This window comes from Brucella pseudogrignonensis, from assembly GCF_031454375.1.
GTDB lineage: Bacteria > Pseudomonadota > Alphaproteobacteria > Rhizobiales > Rhizobiaceae > Brucella > Brucella pseudogrignonensis_A.
Genome location: NZ_JAVDQT010000001.1, coordinates 1,290,469 through 1,307,671 on the forward strand (window position 1 = coordinate 1,290,469; position 17,203 = coordinate 1,307,671).

Below are 17,203 nucleotides of genomic sequence, written 5' to 3' on the forward strand. Positions count from 1 at the left end.
CCCCCAGACTGACAATGCCTTAATTCTCGATCTCTGCAAAGAGCCTTACTCGGCTGCGGGAACACCCCGGCTGACGACGCCCATGTCGTCATTCTCGCGAACCTGACGCAGGCGTTCCTCTGCCTCATCCGCTTCGCGCTGACGGCTCCACATCGATGCATAGAGACCATCCTGCAAGAGCAGATCGCGATGCGTACCACGCTCGGCGATCAAACCATCTTTCAGCACGATGATTTCGTCGGCGCTTATCACAGTCGACAGACGGTGTGCAATCACAAGCGTCGTGCGGCCACGGCTGACAATATCAAGCGCAGACTGGATTTCCTGTTCTGTCGCGGTATCGAGCGCCGAAGTTGCCTCATCCAGAATGAGGATTGGCGGTGCTTTCAGGATTGTACGTGCAATCGCAACGCGCTGCTTCTCGCCACCGGAAAGCTTCAGTCCGCGTTCACCCACCATCGCCTGATAGCCTTCCGGCAAATGTTTGATGAACTGAGAAATCTGCGCCATTTCGGCGGCCTTTTCCACTTCCTGATCGCTTGCATCGGTGCGGCCATAACGAATGTTATAGGCAATTGTATCGTTGAAGAGCACCGTATCCTGCGGCACCATTCCGATGACTTTACGCAAGCTTTCCTGTGTCACTTCGCGCACGTCCTGCCCGTCAATCGTAACCGAACCCGACTGGACGTCATAGAAGCGGAACAGCAGACGCGAGATCGTGGATTTGCCCGCACCAGATGGGCCGACAATCGCCACCGTTTTGCCCGCTGGCACTTCAAAGCTCACGCCTTTGAGGATCGGGCGGTTTGCATCATAGGCAAAATGCACATCGTTGAAACGGATCGCACCTTTATCAACGCTGAGAGGCTCGGCAGTTGGCTTGTCCTGCACTTCCTGTTGAACATCGAGCAGGTCAAACATCTGCTCAATGTCGGTCAAACCTTGACGGATTTCACGATAGATGAAGCCAATGAAATTGAGTGGAATCGAAAGCTGCATCAACATCGCGTTGATGAAAACGAAGTCACCCAGCGACTGCGTGCCTGCCTGTACTTCGCGCGCCGACATCACCATGACAATCGCCATACCGACACCGAAGATGACGGCCTGACCGAAATTGAGCCAGCCGAGCGAGGTCCATGTTTTGGTTGCCGCATCTTCATAACGCGCCATCGACGCATCGAAGCGCTTGGCTTCCATGGTCTCGTTGCCAAAATATTTGACCGTCTCGAAGTTGAGCAACGAGTCGATCGCCTTAGTGTTGGCATCGGTGTCGGAGTCGTTCATCTCGCGGCGAATATTGATGCGCCAGTCGCTCGCCTTGATCGTGAACCAAGTATAGGCAACGACCGTAACAGCGACGACCAGCAGATAGGAAAAGCCATAAGCGAAGGCGAAAATCACCGCCGTCAGTGCAAATTCCAGAATGGTCGGCAGCGTGTTGAGGATTGTGAAACGGACAATGGTTTCAATGCCCTTGGTACCGCGTTCAATCACACGCGAAAGCCCGCCCGTGCGCCGCTCCAGATGGAAGCGCAATGAGAGCTGGTGCATATGCACGAAAGTTTTATAGGCAAGCTGGCGCACGGCATATTGCCCAACACTGGCAAACAGCGCATCGCGCAGCTGGTTCAGACCCGCCTGAATGATCTTAGCGGCATTATAAGCCAGCACCAGCATCACCGCGCCGGTTAGAAACAGCGGAATGTAATCAGCTGCATCAAGCTGACCGTTCAGCGCATTCGTCACCCATTTGAAGAAATAGGGAACAAGGATCAGTACGATCTTGGAAATAACCAGATAGAACGTCGCCCATACCACGCGCATACGCAGGTCGGGACGCTCAGACGGCCACATATAGGGCCACAGATTTCGCAGTGTTTTGAACGTTTCGCCGGAATCGGCAGAAACAGTTTTGGGGGAACTCATGGCATTTCTTTCAGATCAGACAGGTTTTTCGCAGCAGCCATTGTTGAAGGCTGCAAGATGCGAACGAATTTTGGTCAACTGCTGCCAGTTGACGCTGTAGCGTGATGTCTGGCGGTCGGGCCGATAGTCAATAAGGCCAGCCTGGACGAGAACCTTGAGATGCTGCGACACGGTGGACTGCGCAAGGTCGAGACGACCAACAATGTCTTTGCAGCAGCAGGCATCTTCAAGAATAAGTTGCCGGAGAATGTGAATGCGAACGGAATGGCCAAGCGCTGCATATATGCGCGCAGCATCCTCATCGTCCATGCCAGAAACAGCATCAGACATTATGTCTAGGGAAATATTCATCGTAAATCGACGATATACGATTATACTATAACTAGCAAGATTACGCAGTGCCCTTTCTAAAGGACACTGCGTTCACGAAATGGAGATAACGCGTTTATATCAGTTTGCGGAATCGTGCAGGCGGCGCTGCACTTCATCATCGCCGAGCGGCTGCTGCGGCATAACAAACACCTGACCCGGCAAAATCAGGTCTGGATTACGGATCTGATCACGATTGGCAAGATAGATCGTGGTGTAGCGTAGGCCATTACCGTACGTGCGCTTCGAGATGGTCCAAAGGTTATCACCCTTGCGGATAATCACCGAGCCATCGACGTTCTGCAACGGCGTGCTATTGGCTGCATCTTCCGTTGTATTGTTCTGGCTTACTGTTCCTGCTGCCACGGCGGAGACGTTCTCACCAGCCTCGCGACGGAACGGCACACGTGCTGTTGCAATCACACGACCACTGCCATCAAGCAAATCAGCGCGGATGATATAATCACCCACCGCGAGCGGCTTCTGGCTTTGTACCAAAAAGCGACCTTCCGCCGAAATCGGGCTTGAGCCAAGCAAAATATCGTTGGCATTCACGACAACGGTGCTGCCGCCCTTCGCCTTGCCTGCAACGAAAACTTTGCTGCCTTCGATTTCCACTGCTTCAATAGCAATAGGCGCATCAACCGGTGCTTGAGCCTTCGGCGCCTCTTCACCTGTCTCGGTCGTTGATGCCGCCTGTTGTGCAGGTGCTTCAGGCTTGGTAATCAGACGGCTGGCCTGACCCGGCTCTTCAACGAGCGCCAGAACCTGACCATTGCTGTTATCAGGCACGGATACGATTGCTGTCTGCGCCGAGGTTGCAACATTGGCACCATCAGCGCCTGCGCGCAGCACAAGCTGATGATCTCCCGGTGGTAACGGCTGATCGAGAACAATAGCAAAGTCGCCATTTTCACCGGCCTTGGCTGTTCCTAGCACTTTTGAACCGGAAATAATTTCAACCGCTGCATTGGCAGCTGCCTGACCCGCGATCACCACCGAGCCATCTGTTTCGACACGAAGAATGTCGAAAACAGGAACCTTGGCTTCTTTTGGCGCTTCAGGGGAAGCTGCAGGCGCGTTCTGTTCAACTGGTTGTTGCGCTGCCGCTTCCGCTGGCTTCTCAGGCTCAGCTACCGCAACAGGATCCTGCGTTTCAGCAGGCTTTGGCGTGCTGCCGGTTTCGGGAGCCTTTGCAGCGATGTCCGAACCCGGTGCTGCGCCCTGCTCTTTCAGCGAATTCCAATAATACGCACCACCGCCCAGAATAAGGACGATGATAATACCGATAATTCCATATCTGTAATTTTGCATTTCGGCCCGAAACCCACATGAGTAAATTAGTCAGTGGGTTTATCGCTTTTTTATGCGTCTCACAAGAAGTTGAGCCGAATTACAAATATTATCGGTACTGATTATAAGAAAACTACTCTTCTTTACAGCTAATTGGCTTTTCCTGATCGGGATCTTCCATCAGATTATAGAGATCAGCGGTATCGCCTTTGGTCCACCAGACGTAAATGCCCCCTGCATATTTCGCACCAGAACCCGCAAGCACATTGGCTGCGATAACCGAAGCATCTTCCATTTCAAGCTGCACAAGCGAGTTTTCACCGGCATTGTAATAAGTGGCAGAAACGTTCTGATCACCGCATTTATAAAGAACCGAGTTTTCCGTGACTTCGACATCATCCGGCAAAGGAATGTTAATTTCTCCGGCCAGCGAACCCGATGCCACAAGCGAAAAACCTGCAGCCAAAACCAACTTCTTCATCATATCAAACTCCCTGCCTCATTGATGCTTCGCGACAGTTATAGCTTGAGACGCTTGACGCTGAAACCGCAAAAGCGCACAAGAAATCATGTCTCAGATTCGATCCATTTGTGTTTATTGCGGCTCTTCAACGGGCTTAAATCCAATCTACCGCGAAGCAGGCCTGACGCTTGGTCGCTCGCTCGCTGAACACGGCATTCGCCTTGTTTATGGCGGCGGAACGCGCGGCATTATGGGCGCGGTTGCGCAGGGCGTGATGGAAGCTGGCGGCGAAGTCACCGGCATTATACCGACCTTCCTGCTCGACAAGGAAGCGAGCCTTGAAAAGGCGCAGGAGCTGACCGAGCTGATCGTGGTTGGCGACATGCACGAGCGTAAGCACCTGATGTTCCAGAAGTCGGACGCTTTTGTCACCCTTCCCGGCGGCATTGGCACGGTTGAAGAAATCGTGGAGATGATGACCTGGGCGCAGCTCGGCAAGCACCGCAAACCGATGGTTTTCGCCAATATCAACAAGTTCTGGCAGCCAATGCTCACCCTGCTTGAGCACATGACCACTGAAGGCTTCATTCATACCGCACATCAGGTAAAGCCACTGGTGATTGATGATGCGAAAGACATTGTGCCTGCGATTATCGCTGCCAATGGCCGTGCACATGAAGGGGATCCGAAAATTATAGAAAAGATGTAATCGCGGCTCTGGACCGATTGCATGACGAATAAAAGGGCGGAGCGATCCGCCCTTAACTCTATCCGGGAGGCTGAGATGAAAACGATTGGACTGATCGGCGGGATGAGCTGGGAGAGCTCGCAGGAATATTACCGCATTATCAACCGCGAAGTCCGCGCAAGACTTGGCGGCACGCATTCGGCCAAAAGCCTGATGTGGTCGATGGATTTTGCAGAAATCGAGCATCTCCAGCATCAGGGCCAATGGGACGCGCTGACAAAGCTGATGATTGAAGCAGCGCAAAACCTTGAAAAAGGCGGCGCGGATTTCATCCTGATCTGCACCAACACCATGCATAAAATGGCAGCCGACATTGAACGCGCCACATCGATCCCGCTCGTGCATATTGCCGATCCGACCGCAGAAAAGATCAAGGCCGCAGGCTTCTCAAAAGTAGGTCTTCTCGGCACCGCGTTCACGATGGAGCAGGATTTCTACAAAGGTCGCCTCGCTGCGAAATATGGGCTGGACGTTCTCACGCCCGACGATGCCGACCGCAAAACCTTGCATGACATCATCTATCAGGAACTGGTGGTGGGCGATGTGCGCGATGCATCCCGCGAAAAATACCGCGCGGTCATCAGTCGCCTCGTTGAGCGCGGCGCAGAAGCAATCATTCTTGGGTGCACGGAAATCATGCTGCTTATTGGTCAAGAAGACAACTCTGTGCCGGTATTCGACACGACACGGATACATGCAGAAGCCGCTGTAGACCGGGCTTTACGGTAAACGAAAGGGCGGAAAATCCGCCCTTTTTTAATGTATTAAACAGCGAGGCGATCATTCACCGCCTTTAACGCAGCTTCACGATCATCCTTGTTGAGGTCGAGACGTTCAAAACCCTCATCCAGAAGAACGGGCAATGATGCCTGCGGATGTATGGCAACGATGCCATAGGTCTCATCATCCACTTGCACATAATGAAGAAACGGGCTTTCCTTTCGCGAAAATCGCGAAACAACGCTCTTCTTTTTATGTGCCTTATCAATCGGATTGTAAGTGATGTTCGTCGCACCGAGACTCTTCTTGCTGGCTGTGATCTTCGCCCACACAAACTGAAGTGTTGCGGCAGATTTCATTGCAGACGCGCTGCCCATGATCTTGAAGAAGCGAACCAGAAACAGCACAGACATTGCGAGCATGATCGCGAAAAGTCCGAGATCAAAGGCCAGACGATTCCAGAACTCATCAATGGCCAGTGTCAGCGTTACATTCTCAGGATCAGACCGCTGCATGACAACGTCTGTTTCGTAATCGCCACCCGCCAAGCTCACGAATGAAAATTCGACCTGTTTGATACGGCGTTCGCCTTCATAGTCATAAACAATGCCTGCCTTGCAGTTAACAGTCATCTTTTTAGACCGGCACTGACCGTCGATGATAGAAGCATCTTCCAAAACGAGCGGATCGTTCATGATCAGGTGGTCTTTATAAAGTCCCGGAAACCAGGCCACAGCAACGCCAACACTCGCAAAAGCAAAGACGATGCTGAGAAACGGATAGAGCAGACGATGCGCTAATCCATGTTTTTTGATTTTGATTTCACGAGCAGGAAAAACGCCGTTGAGGTCCGGCAAAGAGGTATTTTCAGTCATTTTATAATCGTCTATCGCAGGGCGCTATTCACGATTGGGAGGAAGAACCGCGCCGGTGATACGTCTTGCAGCCTGTCGGCAAAAATCTGCACAAAACGCGATATGAACATGGCGGTGCGACGCACAGAAACATCATATGCAAGGCCATGAAATGAAAAGCCTGAATGGGTAAAAAACACCCATTCAGGTTTGCATTTTTTAGCAAAGTCGAATTTTACTGCAATATCCGGCAGCCAGAGGAATCCCGAAAACACCCGTCAGCCAGTAACAATTGCGAACAGCCAGACTCTTAATGTGAGACGCAAATGTTGCTGCGATAAAGCGTTCTACTTCTTCACAAGTGTCGCCACGGCTTCAACATGTGGCGACCAGAGGAACTGGTCAATCGGCGTGACGCGTGTGATGCGGTAGCCACCTTTTACCAAAATTGCGAGATCGCGAGCCAGCGTTACAGGATTGCACGAGATGGCAACCACCTTGCCGACCTTGGATTTGGCCAGTTCCTGTGCCTGCTCTTCGGCACCCGCACGCGGCGGATCAAACACAACCGCATCATAAGGCAGTAATTCCTTCGGCATCAGTGGGCGGCGGAACAAATCACGGCGTTCGACCGAAACAGGCTTTAAGCCCTGCACATGACGTACACCACGATCAAGGGCAGCAAGCGCTGGTGCATCGTTTTCAATCGCGTGGACCGCGCTCTTTTCTGCAATACGCAGCGCAAATGTGCCAACACCACAAAAGAGGTCTGCAACGCGCTTGGCCTTGCCGAGATGCGCCTGAACCAGAGAAACCATCGCTTCTTCGGCCTCAACCGTTGCCTGCAAGAAGCAACCCGGAGGCACCGGAACCGGCACTTTGCCAAAATGGATGATCGGCTTTTTAGGCTCAACGATGATTTCGCCTTCATGCGAAAGGCGGGCAAAGCCCTTTTTCATCATGAGTGCAGTCAGCGCACGGCGTTGCTCATCGCTCAGCTTGCCGCAGCCACTTGCTGCCAGATCAAGCCCGGAGGCGGTTACAGTTGTGGCCAGTTTAAACGGCTTTGAACCCGGCGCAATCAGCGCGCCCACTTCGCGCAAATCATCAAGATGCGCAATGATTTCCGGAACTGTGACGGCGCATTCGACAAGATCGATGATCTCGTGGCTCTGGTGGCGATTGAAGCCGAGCAGCACGCCTTTTTCTGTCTTGCGAGCAGCAAAAACCGCACGGCGGCGTGACTGCGGCTGGCAAGCGACCAGCGGCTCCACCTCGACATCAAGGCCGCGGCCCTTCAAAGCCGAGACAACCAGCTCGCGTTTCCATGCGCGATAGGGTTCGTCCTGCCAATGTTGAAGCGCACAACTGCCGCATTCTTCAAAATGCTGGCAGGCAGGATCCTGACGCTCATTGGAGGTTTCAAGCAGTGCCATAACCGTGCCACGGTTTTTGTCGCGTGCGACATTGGCCACTTCACCCGGCAGCGTGAAAGGCACAAACAGCTGACCATCAGGAAGATTGGCGACGCCATCGCCGCCCGCACCTATCGAGCGGATTGTAATTTGCGTCGTCATTGGTCTTTCTTTCCTGCCAAGAGATATTCACGATTGCCGTCGCCGCCCTCAATGGGTGACGGGCAAAGGCCTAGCGCTCGCCAACCGGGCTGCGTTTCAAGCCATGCTTTCAATTCTTCCGCAATGCGCTCGCCGTCTTTCGGGTCACGCAGAATGCCACCTTTGCCGATGGCTTCGCGCCCGGCTTCAAACTGCGGCTTTACGAGAAGCGCGCAGATAGCATCTTTTTGCGCAAACGCCAATGCCGGAGGCAAAGCGAGTTTCAGCGAGATGAAACTGACATCCGAAACAACACAGCCAATATCGCGCCCATCAAGATGGCTGACATCGAGTGCACGGGCATTGACGCCTTCTTTGTTGGTCACACGCGCATCATTGCGAAGGCTCTCATGCAACTGATCGTGACCAACATCGATTGCGATGACATGACTGGCGCCACGCTCTAAAAGCACTTGCGTAAAACCGCCAGTCGATGCGCCAATATCCAGCGCATTCAGACCCTTAACATCGAGATTGAAGTGATCAAGCGCTGCAATCAGTTTGAGTGCTCCGCGCGAAACATAGGCGCTTGCGGGATCATCGACGCTCAATTCAGCCGTGCGCAGAACATTTTGCCCCGGCTTAGTCACCGTCTTGCCGTCAACCTTCACCGTGCCACGCTGGATCGCATCGCGCGCACGCGAGCGCGTAGCAAACAGGCCGCGATCAACCAGCAACTGGTCAAGACGCGGGCGGTTATCCGTCGATTGCTCGCTCATATTTATGCGCGGAACGGTGCCGCGACTTCTTCGCGGCCCAATGCCGCAAAGACCGTGTGCACGATGCCAGCACGATCAAGACCGGCATTGGCATACATAACTTCCGGTTTGGCGTGATCCTGATAGGTATCCGGCAGGGTAAGCACGCGCACTTTCAGTCCGCGATCCAGCAGACCATCTGTTGCAAGGAATTGCAGCACATGAGCAGCGAAACCACCGGCAGCACCTTCTTCAATGGTTACCAGCACTTCATGCTCACGCGCCAGCCGGCGGATAAGATCATGATCAAGCGGCTTGGCAAAGCGTGCATCGGCGACCGTTGTTGAAAGGCCTGCTGCGGCCAGTTCATCGGCAGCACCCAGACATTCATGCAACCGCGTTCCGAATGAAAGAAGGGCAACCTTAGTGCCTTCACGCACAATACGACCTTTGCCGATTTCAAGCACCGATCCACGTTCTGGCAGTTCCACACCAACACCATCGCCACGCGGATAACGGAAGGAAATCGGGCCTTCGTCATAGTCCGCAGCCGTGCGCACCATATGGCGCAGTTCGGCTTCGTCTGATGCAGCCATCACCACAAAGCCCGGAAGCGCCGCAAGGAAGCCAGTATCGAACGAACCGGCATGGGTCGGGCCATCGGCACCCACCAGACCAGCGCGATCAATCGGGAAACGCACGGGCAGGTTCTGGATCGACACATCATGCACGACTTGATCATAGCCGCGCTGGAGGAAGGTCGAATAAATCGCGCAGAAAGGCTTATAGCCTTCAGAGGCAAGACCAGCCGCGAAAGTGACTGCGTGCTGTTCAGCAATTCCAACGTCAAAAGTGCGCTTTGGAAACACTTCGCCAAACAGATCAAGGCCGGTACCGGTTGGCATAGCCGCTGTTACCGCAACAATCTTGTCATCGTGACGGGCTTCTTCAATAAGGCTGGTGCCGAAAATCTTGGTATAGCTCGGCGCATTTGCTGGCGGCTTTGCCTGCTTGCCAGTGATGACGTCGAACTTGTTGACGCCATGATATTTATCGGCAGCAGCTTCGGCAGGCGCATAGCCTTTGCCCTTCTGCGTCACCATATGAATCAGCACGGGGCCGTCCTGCGTGTCACGCACGTTTTTGAGGATCGGCAGCATATGATCGAGATTATGCCCGTCGATCGGCCCAACATAATAAAAGCCAAGCTCTTCAAACATCGTGCCGCCGGTGAAGAACGCACGCGTAAACTCTTCCGATTTGCGCGCCTTGTCCTGCAAGAATTTTGGTAGTTTCTTGGCAACCTGCTTGGCGGCCTCACGCACGCTGCGATAGGTCTTGCCCGAAACAAGCCGGGCCAGATAGGCGCTCATAGCGCCCGTCGGCGGTGCAATCGACATGTCGTTGTCGTTGAGAATGACGATCAGGCGTGCGTCAAGCGCACCGGCATTGTTCATGGCTTCATAGGCCATGCCAGCCGACATCGAACCATCGCCGATAACGGCAATCACATTGCGCTTTTCGCCCGAAAGATCAGCTGCGACAGCCATACCAAGACCGGCAGAAATCGACGTCGAAGAATGGGCCGCCCCGAACGGATCATATTCGCTCTCAGCGCGCTTGGTGAAACCGGACAGGCCGTTTTCCTGCCTAAGCGTGCGGATACGATCACGGCGTCCCGTCAATATCTTATGCGGATAGGCCTGATGGCCAACATCCCAGATGATACGATCATTAGGCGTATTAAAGACGTGATGCAGCGCGATGGTGAGTTCCACAACACCAAGCCCTGCCCCCAGATGCCCACCTGTAGTCGAAACCGCGTCCACCAGTTCGGCGCGCAGTTCTTCCGCAAGCTTCGGCAAATCCTGCTCCGGCAATGCGCGCAGGGCTTCCGGTGTCGGTGCCTTATCGAGCAATGGGGTAATGGGTCGGGACATTAAAACAGCCTGTTTCTGGTTCGATTTTTATCTGTCGGTATAGCAGCCGCCAGTGCAGATCAAGCTTGTCAAAGCTTTCGTGTAGCCAGCGAGACATCATGTCATGCCTATTTATTCTGGCAAAGGTATGAACTCTTCCTCATCACCCGGCACAATATCAAAACGTCCAGTGCGCCATTCTTCTTTGGCCTGTTCAATGCGCTCTCTGGAAGACGACACGAAATTCCACCAGACATAGCGCTTCGAGCCAAGAGCCGCCCCGCCAAACAGCATGAAATGCGCGCCGTCTGGCCCGGCCTGAACCACAATATCGTCACCCGGACGGAAAGCCAGCAGACGATCTGGCGGAAACGCTTCTCCAGCGATGCCAACATTGCCGCGCAACGTATAAATCGCGCGTTCTTCAGTCGTTGGCGGAATATGAAAACGTCCGCCGGGCAGCACTTCTATATCTGCATAAAGCGTTTCGGCATGCTGGATGACCGGCGATGAGAGGCCATGCATTGAGCCAAGAATCAAACGCCCGTTAAATTCACGGTCTTCCATCAATGGCAGATCAGGCGAATTGGTGTGATAAAAATGCGGATCGATTTCTTCGAATTGCTCAGGCAGCGCGAGCCATGTCTGCACACCTGAAATTGCCAGAGGCCCATCGCGCTCTTCTTCCGGTGAACGTTCGGAATGGACGATACCGCGCCCCGCCGTCATGAGGTTCACATCACCCGGACGGATCACCATTTCGGTGCCAAGGCTGTCGCGATGACGGATATGACCATCGAACAGATAGGTCACTGTCGAAAGACCGATATGCGGATGTGGACGCACATCAAGCGCATCGCCATCATTGAGTACCGCCGGTCCCATGCGGTCAAAGAAAATGAAGGGCCCAACCAGCCGCCGCTTCACGGTTGGCAAAGCACGACGCACTTCCAGCCCGCCAATATCGCTGGTGCGCGGAATGACCAGCGTTTCGATTGCATCAACGGAAGTCTTGTCGCCAAGCACCGGATCAGGACAGGGGAAAAAGCTCATCGGGCAGCCACCAAATAAAAGCGCACCGGCAAACGGCTTGCCGGTGCGTCATCCTCAAAAAGATAGAACTGTGTCAGCGATTGTGCAACAGGCGCGACAATTCGTTCGTGTCCGGCACCTGTCCATTGCTGGTCAATTTATCAACCAGACCCGGAAGCACTTGCGAAAGCTGATTGAGCAGTTCCTGCTGGTCAATGCCTGCATGGGCCGCAATTTCGCTCAATGTCTTATTGCCAAGTGCATCGCCAAGCTGACCCGGCTCGATCTGGTGGTTATTGCCCTGCCCGATCCAAGAATCGACCTTGTCACCAAGGCCAGCCTGCTTGAGCTGATCCAGAAGACCACCCAGACCACCACCTAACGGGCCGGGTGCTGCGGGTGCAGATGAGGCACTGCCACTTGCAAGGGCGCCACCAAGCAGGCCACCAAGGCCACCCAGAATACCGCCAAGCAGTCCGCCACCATTATCCGCCTGCTGCGCCGATTGGTCTGGAATAGGAGCCGGTTGCTCTGGCTCGTCGCTATGGCCTTTCAACATTCTTCCGACCAGCAGCGCGCCGAGCGCAATCAAAACCGGCTTAGCAAGGCTACCGCCGGGGATCGGCGAATTGTTGGAATTGTCATCAGAACTTCCCATCACACGATACTCCCTGTTGGTCGCTGTGGTTTTCTCACACGCGATAAATTAAGGTGAAATAAGTTTTCGCCTTTGACAAGCATTATACCTTGCCAAATCGAAACTATTGTGAAAATTTTCTAACTGTCTGATGCAAAACCTTATTTTCGCAATCGGAGATATTAGATGTCTATAATAAGCTGGATTATCCTAGGACTAATTGCCGGCTTTATCGGCAGTAAAATCGTCAATAAAAGCGGTCAGGGTGTGTTCTTCGACATTGCATTAGGCATTGTCGGGGCGATCGTTGGCGGCGTTCTTTCTTCGACACTGTTTGGTCGCGGCGTCACTGGCGCGTTCGATCCAATGAGCCTGATCATTGCGATTATCGGCTCAATAATTGTGCTGTGGGTCTATCACAAGATTACCGGCAAGCGTTCCATCGGCTAAAAAACACGCTATAGTCCTATGGCTCCGGCTCATACCGGAGCCTTTTTATTGCAATCTTCATGAAAGTGCCAACCGTTGATGGGTTTCATCGATCATTACATCGCAGCTTATGGCGCTTTTGCGATTTTTATCATTGTCTATTTTGAATCTTTTGGCGCACCGCTTCCTGGTGAAAGCGCTTTAATTGCTTGTTCATTGCTTGCATTGAATGGAACGCTACATATTGAGCATGTGTTGCTCGCCGTGTTTATCGGAGCCGTTCTAGGAGATACGACTGGATATATCATAGGGCGCTCTGGCGGACGCGCGCTGATCCTGCGTTATGGCAGCCGCATTAAACTGACGCCTGAAAGACTTGAGCACTTTGAGCGCATCTTCGAAACGAAAGGCATCTATGTCGTCGCGACTGCGCGCTTCGTTGTGTTGCTGCGACAGCTGAACGGCATCATTGCCGGTTCCATGAAAATGCCGCCGCTACACTTCATGGCAGCGAATATTTTCGGTGCAGCAGTTTGGACACTGGTTTGGGGGCTTGGTCCCTATCTGCTGAGCGGTATGCTTGCGCCTTATGTCATTCATTTCAAGCGCATGCTCCATTAGCCAGCTTTGAAACAAACATTTCCAGGCTTCATTTCTGTTGCAAACCAACAACAGCAACCATTTAAATAGCTCAGTTTAATTATTTTTAGACAGTGTTGCCTAGTCATTAAAACTTCACTAATCTGACATGTAATTGATATTGTTTGTTTTTTTAACACCTCTATAAGCGCTCCAGTCACACCTCACTTATGGAGTTTCTTATGAGGGTTAAGCATTTTCTCTGCGCTTCGGCTGCAGTATTTTCGTTCGCATCAGTTGCACAGGCTGCTGACGCGATTGTTGCGCCAGAGCCAGAAGCAGTAGAATATGTTCGCGTTTGCGATGCATACGGCGCTGGCTACTTCTACATTCCAGGCACTGAAACCTGCCTGCGCATCCACGGTTATGTACGCGCTGACATCAAGGGCGGCGACAATGTCTATGCTAAGACCCTTAGCGCTCGTGATCGCGACACCTATGACTACCTGACCCGTTTCTCGCTCCGTTTCTCGACCGCTTCGGAAACAGAACTCGGCACACTGAAGACCTATACTGAAGCCCGCTTCCAGTACCAGAACGGCGCTGACGCAAGCTCGACCGGCACCCTGCGTTATGGCTACATCCAGCTCGGCGGCCTGCGCGTTGGTCTTGATGAGTCCGCTTTCGTTACCTTCACCGGTTACCTCGGCGACGTCATCAACGACGACGTGATCCTCGCTGGCGGCACCCGCACCAACGCAATCAGCTACACCTTCAAGGGCGGCAACGGCTTTTCGGCTATCGTTGCGCTTGAACAGGGCGGCAATGGCGATTCCAACGGCTCCGTCACCATCGACGACTACACACCACACGTTGTTGGTGGTCTGAAGTATGCTCAGGGCTGGGGTTCGATCGCCGGTGTTGCAGCTTACGACGCGCTCAATGAAAAGTGGATGGGCAAGGTTCGCCTCGACGTGAACGTAACCGAACAGTTCTCGATCTGGGGACAGGGCGCTTACAAGTCGAATGACGACCATTACATTGCTGGCGTTCGTCAGATCGACAGCTTCTACGGCACATGGGGTGGCGATTGGGCTGTCTGGGGTGGCGCGAAGTACAAGTTCAACAAGAAGACCGCCTTCAACATTCAGGCAGCTTACGAAGAAGCTGGTCGTTTTGCAGGCACCATGAACGTTGCTTACACCATCGTACCGGGCTTCACCATCACTCCAGAAGTGTCCTACACAAAGTGGAACGACGATCGTTCGGTCCTCAAGGGCAAAGACGCGGTTCAGGGCATGGTTCGCTTCCAACGCTCATTCTAAGCAATATTGCTTAGTTCAAATTTGCGTCGCTGAAGCTTCCCGACCTCCAGTCAGATCGAACGCGACACAAAGGAATAGCGGCTCCCAAAGAGCCGCTATTTTTATATCCAGATAAGAGTGTTAGCTGAACTTATTCAGCGTCGAGAGGCTCGGTGCCCACGGGCTGACCATCGCGACCAACGCGAATCTTCTCGACCTTGTCTTCCGCAGATTTGAGCAGCGTATCGCAATGCTTCTTCAGTGCTTCGCCGCGCTCATAGATGCGGATCGATTCTTCAAGCGGCACATCGCCCCGCTCCAAAGCATCGACGATCTTCTCAAGCTGCTTCAAGGCGTCCTCAAAGCTCATAACTGCAATGTCGGTGTTGGACGGTTCGGTTACCATGGTTTATCCTTTCAACAGCCGCGTAATATGGGAAGACGCGGACTGCGACAAGCCCTCAAGATCATATCCACCTTCAAGCACACTCACCAGCCGATGATTGCAGAAGCGCTCTGCACGTTCCATGAGCTTGCCCGTCGCCCAGTCGAAATCCGCTTCATCGAGATTAATCTCGGAAAGAGGATCGCGGAAATGCGCGTCGAAGCCAGCTGAAATAAGGATCAAATCTGGCCGGAAGTTGTCCAAAGCAGGCAATACACGACTATTAAATGCCTCGCGAAATTCGCGGCTGCCGGTATTTGGCGAAAGCGGCGCATTGACGATATTGCCAACGCCCACTTCATCTTTCCGGCCTGTGCCGGGAAAGAGCGGAAACTGATGTGTCGAGCAAAACAAAACGCTTGGATCGTCTTTGAAAATATCCTGTGTGCCGTTGCCGTGATGCACGTCCCAGTCAACAATCGCAATGCGCTCCGCACCATGATTGCGCTGAGCATAACGTGCGGCGATCGCCACGTTGTTAAACAGGCAAAAGCCCATGGCAGTTGCAAGCTCAGCATGATGACCGGGCGGACGCGAGGCGACAAAGACATTATCTGCCTGCCCTGAAAACACATCATCAACTGCGTTAGTTGCGGCACCAATTGCCAGAAGCGCCGCCTCCCAGCTTTTGGGACTTGCATAAGTATCGACACCAAGCTTGTTGATTGGCTGCGGCGCTTCCTCATCATCAACCGGATCAGGAATCTGCCGACGAATTTCATCGAAATAGCTTTCGGGATGCGCGAGCAGAATGGCATCTTCGGATGCCATTTGCGCTTCCACACGGTCGAGACGGTAAAAATCCGGCCCGTCCAGCTCGCTCATCAACGCACGAATACGGTCTGGCCGCTCGGGATGTCCGGGCGGCACGATATGCTCAAGGTAGGTCGGATGCCAGTAAAGCCGTGTTGTCATTGCGCTCCTCTAGCATCCCTAGCCAACAACTCTGTGTCAGATAATTTCCGTGCGCGTGATGTTGATGCCGAAACCTTCAAGCCCAACATAGTGACGCTCACGCGAAGCCAGCAGCACAATCGACGTAATACCGAGATCTTTCAGAATCTGCGCACCCAGACCAATCTGACGCCATTCTTCTTCACGCGCTACAGCTTCCGCATGGGCTTCCTGCTCGCCAAGCAAAGCTTCACGCGCCCGCGCATCGCGATGATCAGAGCGCACGCCAACCGAATCTTCACGCAGGTAAACCAGAACACCACGGCCTTCTTTGCCCATGCGCTTCATGATCTCATCGAGATTGCTGCCGCCATTGCCGAACACATCGCTCAGCACATCTTCGCGATGCAAGCGCACCGGCACTTCTTCGCCGTCGCGAATATCGCCAAAGACAACGGCCACATGCTGCATTGGCTCCCAAGGAAGCTCATAAGTATAGGCATGGGCTGGACCTGCGCAGGTATTGATGGCGGCATCACCGATACGCTTAACCAATGTTTCTTTGCGCTGACGATAGGCAATAAGATCAGCAACCGTGACGCGATGCAGCTTATGCTGTTCTGCAAAGCTCGTTACGTCAGGTCCGCGCATAACGGTGCCATCATCATTGATCAGTTCGCAGATCACGCCAATTGGCGGCAGGTTAGCGAGCTTGCAAAGATCGACTGCTGCTTCGGTATGACCGGAGCGCATCAGAACGCCGCCTTCGCGTGCGATAAGCGGAAAAATATGGCCCGGACGTACGAAATCCGACGCACCAGCATTCGGGTTCGCAAGGTTGCGCACAGTGAGCGTGCGATCATCAGCAGAAATGCCCGTGGTAGTGCCATGACGATAATCAACCGTGACCGTAAAAGCAGTCGTGTGAGCCGATTCGTTCTCGGCAACCATCGGTGCGAGATTGAGGCGCTTCGCTTCCTCGCGCGGCATCGGCGTGCAAACGATACCCGAAGTATAGCGTACGATGAAGGCCATCTTTTCCGGCGTGCAGTGAACAGCGGCAACGATCAGATCGCCTTCGTTCTCGCGCCCGTCATCATCCATGACCACAACAATTTCGCCACGCTCGAAAGCCCGCAGTGCATCAACGACCTGTTTCTGATTATAGCTCATTTCAGCCTCAATCTTTGTAACTCAGTTTCAGTATCTCGCTTTCACGCATGTCGTTATCGGAAAACCGGTTCCCACTTTTCCGCGACATGCTCAGAACC

The 17,203-nt window shown here is 53.3% G+C and carries 18 protein-coding genes; 5 read left to right on the forward strand and 13 right to left on the reverse strand.

Annotated elements, in window-relative coordinates; translation table 11 throughout:
• Positions 1 to 45: 45 nt before the first annotated feature.
• The 4 genes from J2782_RS06530 to J2782_RS06545 all read right to left on the reverse strand — a co-directional run bounded on the left by J2782_RS06530 (position 46) and on the right by J2782_RS06545 (position 4,075).
• A complete protein-coding gene (locus J2782_RS06530) occupies positions 46 to 1,932 on the reverse strand; it encodes an ABCB family ABC transporter ATP-binding protein/permease (protein WP_310010790.1) in 1,887 nt (628 codons plus the stop codon).
• Positions 1,933 to 1,947: 15 nt separating this feature from the next.
• Positions 1,948 to 2,262 carry an ArsR/SmtB family transcription factor gene (locus J2782_RS06535; protein WP_310010791.1) on the reverse strand — a complete coding sequence of 105 codons (315 nt, stop codon included), beginning with the start codon at positions 2,260 to 2,262 and terminating at the stop codon, positions 1,948 to 1,950.
• 120 nt (positions 2,263 to 2,382) lie between these two features.
• On the reverse strand, positions 2,383 to 3,615 hold the full coding sequence (locus J2782_RS06540; RefSeq protein ID WP_310010792.1) for a LysM peptidoglycan-binding domain-containing protein: 1,233 nt from the start codon (positions 3,613 to 3,615) through the stop codon (positions 2,383 to 2,385).
• A 112-nt stretch (positions 3,616 to 3,727) separates the two neighbouring features.
• Positions 3,728 to 4,075: an MliC family protein gene (locus tag J2782_RS06545; RefSeq protein ID WP_310011116.1), complete on the reverse strand. Its 348-nt coding sequence runs from the start codon at positions 4,073 to 4,075 to the stop codon at positions 3,728 to 3,730.
• A gap of 88 nt (positions 4,076 to 4,163) precedes the next feature.
• On the opposite strand from J2782_RS06545, the gene J2782_RS06550 reads away from it, so the two are divergent.
• Positions 4,164 to 4,766, forward strand: a complete 603-nt coding sequence (locus tag J2782_RS06550) for an LOG family protein (protein ID WP_310010793.1) — start codon at positions 4,164 to 4,166, stop codon at positions 4,764 to 4,766.
• A gap of 75 nt (positions 4,767 to 4,841) precedes the next feature.
• Entirely contained in the window at positions 4,842 to 5,534 is a 693-nt protein-coding gene (locus J2782_RS06555) for an aspartate/glutamate racemase family protein (RefSeq protein WP_310010794.1), read from the forward strand.
• A gap of 35 nt (positions 5,535 to 5,569) precedes the next feature.
• On the opposite strand, the gene J2782_RS06560 is transcribed toward J2782_RS06555, so the two are convergent.
• The 6 genes from J2782_RS06560 to J2782_RS06585 form a co-directional block, all read right to left on the reverse strand.
• Positions 5,570 to 6,400, reverse strand: a complete 831-nt coding sequence (locus J2782_RS06560; protein WP_310010795.1) for a hypothetical protein — start codon at positions 6,398 to 6,400, stop codon at positions 5,570 to 5,572.
• 326 nt (positions 6,401 to 6,726) lie between these two features.
• Complete coding sequence (locus J2782_RS06565) at positions 6,727 to 7,956, reverse strand: class I SAM-dependent RNA methyltransferase (RefSeq protein WP_310010796.1); 1,230 nt, start codon at positions 7,954 to 7,956, stop codon at positions 6,727 to 6,729.
• Complete coding sequence (locus tag J2782_RS06570; protein ID WP_310010797.1) at positions 7,953 to 8,714, reverse strand: TlyA family RNA methyltransferase; 762 nt, start codon at positions 8,712 to 8,714, stop codon at positions 7,953 to 7,955. Before J2782_RS06570 ends, J2782_RS06565 begins: the two co-directional genes overlap by 4 nt.
• A gap of 2 nt (positions 8,715 to 8,716) precedes the next feature.
• Complete coding sequence (dxs, locus tag J2782_RS06575; RefSeq protein ID WP_310010798.1) at positions 8,717 to 10,633, reverse strand: 1-deoxy-D-xylulose-5-phosphate synthase; 1,917 nt, start codon at positions 10,631 to 10,633, stop codon at positions 8,717 to 8,719.
• 111 nt (positions 10,634 to 10,744) lie between these two features.
• On the reverse strand, positions 10,745 to 11,665 hold the full coding sequence (locus J2782_RS06580) for a pirin family protein (protein ID WP_310010799.1): 921 nt from the start codon (positions 11,663 to 11,665) through the stop codon (positions 10,745 to 10,747).
• Positions 11,666 to 11,738: 73 nt separating this feature from the next.
• Positions 11,739 to 12,302: a YidB family protein gene (locus J2782_RS06585; RefSeq protein WP_310011119.1), complete on the reverse strand. Its 564-nt coding sequence runs from the start codon at positions 12,300 to 12,302 to the stop codon at positions 11,739 to 11,741.
• A gap of 165 nt (positions 12,303 to 12,467) precedes the next feature.
• Between J2782_RS06585 and J2782_RS06590 the strand changes: the two genes are divergently transcribed.
• The 3 genes from J2782_RS06590 (at position 12,468) to J2782_RS06600 (ending at position 14,614) form a co-directional block, all read left to right on the forward strand.
• Positions 12,468 to 12,731 carry a GlsB/YeaQ/YmgE family stress response membrane protein gene (locus J2782_RS06590; RefSeq protein WP_140904224.1) on the forward strand — a complete coding sequence of 88 codons (264 nt, stop codon included), beginning with the start codon at positions 12,468 to 12,470 and terminating at the stop codon, positions 12,729 to 12,731.
• A gap of 78 nt (positions 12,732 to 12,809) precedes the next feature.
• Positions 12,810 to 13,331: a DedA family protein gene (locus J2782_RS06595; protein WP_310010800.1), complete on the forward strand. Its 522-nt coding sequence runs from the start codon at positions 12,810 to 12,812 to the stop codon at positions 13,329 to 13,331.
• A 200-nt stretch (positions 13,332 to 13,531) separates the two neighbouring features.
• On the forward strand, positions 13,532 to 14,614 hold the full coding sequence (locus tag J2782_RS06600) for a porin (RefSeq protein ID WP_310010802.1): 1,083 nt from the start codon (positions 13,532 to 13,534) through the stop codon (positions 14,612 to 14,614).
• Positions 14,615 to 14,744: 130 nt separating this feature from the next.
• On the opposite strand, the gene J2782_RS06605 is transcribed toward J2782_RS06600, so the two are convergent.
• Genes J2782_RS06605 through ribB form a run of 3 tightly spaced genes read right to left on the reverse strand, consistent with a single transcriptional unit; the run spans position 14,745 to position 17,105 of the window.
• A complete protein-coding gene (locus J2782_RS06605) occupies positions 14,745 to 14,999 on the reverse strand; it encodes an exodeoxyribonuclease VII small subunit (RefSeq protein WP_250040228.1) in 255 nt (84 codons plus the stop codon).
• Positions 15,000 to 15,002: 3 nt separating this feature from the next.
• The gene (locus tag J2782_RS06610; RefSeq protein ID WP_310010803.1) at positions 15,003 to 15,953 is read right to left on the reverse strand and encodes a histone deacetylase family protein; all 951 of its coding nucleotides are present in this window, start codon (positions 15,951 to 15,953) and stop codon (positions 15,003 to 15,005) included.
• Positions 15,954 to 15,989: 36 nt separating this feature from the next.
• Entirely contained in the window at positions 15,990 to 17,105 is a 1,116-nt protein-coding gene (gene ribB / locus J2782_RS06615) for a 3,4-dihydroxy-2-butanone-4-phosphate synthase (RefSeq protein WP_310010804.1), read from the reverse strand.
• Positions 17,106 to 17,203: the final 98 nt, after the last annotated feature.

What these genes read in the sequence shown, in the direction of transcription:
- J2782_RS06610 (WP_310010803.1), bottom strand. Translation starts at nt 15,953, where the DNA reads ATGACAACACGGCTTTACTGGCATCCGACCTACCTTGAGCATATCGTG.
- J2782_RS06565 (WP_310010796.1), bottom strand. Translation starts at nt 7,956, where the DNA reads ATGACGACGCAAATTACAATCCGCTCGATAGGTGCGGGCGGCGATGGC.
- J2782_RS06590 (WP_140904224.1), top strand. Translation starts at nt 12,468, where the DNA reads ATGTCTATAATAAGCTGGATTATCCTAGGACTAATTGCCGGCTTTATC.
- J2782_RS06550 (WP_310010793.1), top strand. Translation starts at nt 4,164, where the DNA reads ATGTCTCAGATTCGATCCATTTGTGTTTATTGCGGCTCTTCAACGGGC.
- ribB (WP_310010804.1), bottom strand. Translation starts at nt 17,105, where the DNA reads ATGAGCTATAATCAGAAACAGGTCGTTGATGCACTGCGGGCTTTCGAG.
- J2782_RS06555 (WP_310010794.1), top strand. Translation starts at nt 4,842, where the DNA reads ATGAAAACGATTGGACTGATCGGCGGGATGAGCTGGGAGAGCTCGCAG.
- dxs (WP_310010798.1), bottom strand. Translation starts at nt 10,633, where the DNA reads ATGTCCCGACCCATTACCCCATTGCTCGATAAGGCACCGACACCGGAA.
- J2782_RS06595 (WP_310010800.1), top strand. Translation starts at nt 12,810, where the DNA reads ATGGGTTTCATCGATCATTACATCGCAGCTTATGGCGCTTTTGCGATT.
- J2782_RS06560 (WP_310010795.1), bottom strand. Translation starts at nt 6,400, where the DNA reads ATGACTGAAAATACCTCTTTGCCGGACCTCAACGGCGTTTTTCCTGCT.
- J2782_RS06535 (WP_310010791.1), bottom strand. Translation starts at nt 2,262, where the DNA reads ATGTCTGATGCTGTTTCTGGCATGGACGATGAGGATGCTGCGCGCATA.
- J2782_RS06540 (WP_310010792.1), bottom strand. Translation starts at nt 3,615, where the DNA reads ATGCAAAATTACAGATATGGAATTATCGGTATTATCATCGTCCTTATT.
- J2782_RS06605 (WP_250040228.1), bottom strand. Translation starts at nt 14,999, where the DNA reads ATGGTAACCGAACCGTCCAACACCGACATTGCAGTTATGAGCTTTGAG.
- J2782_RS06585 (WP_310011119.1), bottom strand. Translation starts at nt 12,302, where the DNA reads ATGGGAAGTTCTGATGACAATTCCAACAATTCGCCGATCCCCGGCGGT.
- J2782_RS06600 (WP_310010802.1), top strand. Translation starts at nt 13,532, where the DNA reads ATGAGGGTTAAGCATTTTCTCTGCGCTTCGGCTGCAGTATTTTCGTTC.
- J2782_RS06530 (WP_310010790.1), bottom strand. Translation starts at nt 1,932, where the DNA reads ATGAGTTCCCCCAAAACTGTTTCTGCCGATTCCGGCGAAACGTTCAAA.
- J2782_RS06570 (WP_310010797.1), bottom strand. Translation starts at nt 8,714, where the DNA reads ATGAGCGAGCAATCGACGGATAACCGCCCGCGTCTTGACCAGTTGCTG.
- J2782_RS06580 (WP_310010799.1), bottom strand. Translation starts at nt 11,665, where the DNA reads ATGAGCTTTTTCCCCTGTCCTGATCCGGTGCTTGGCGACAAGACTTCC.
- J2782_RS06545 (WP_310011116.1), bottom strand. Translation starts at nt 4,075, where the DNA reads ATGAAGAAGTTGGTTTTGGCTGCAGGTTTTTCGCTTGTGGCATCGGGT.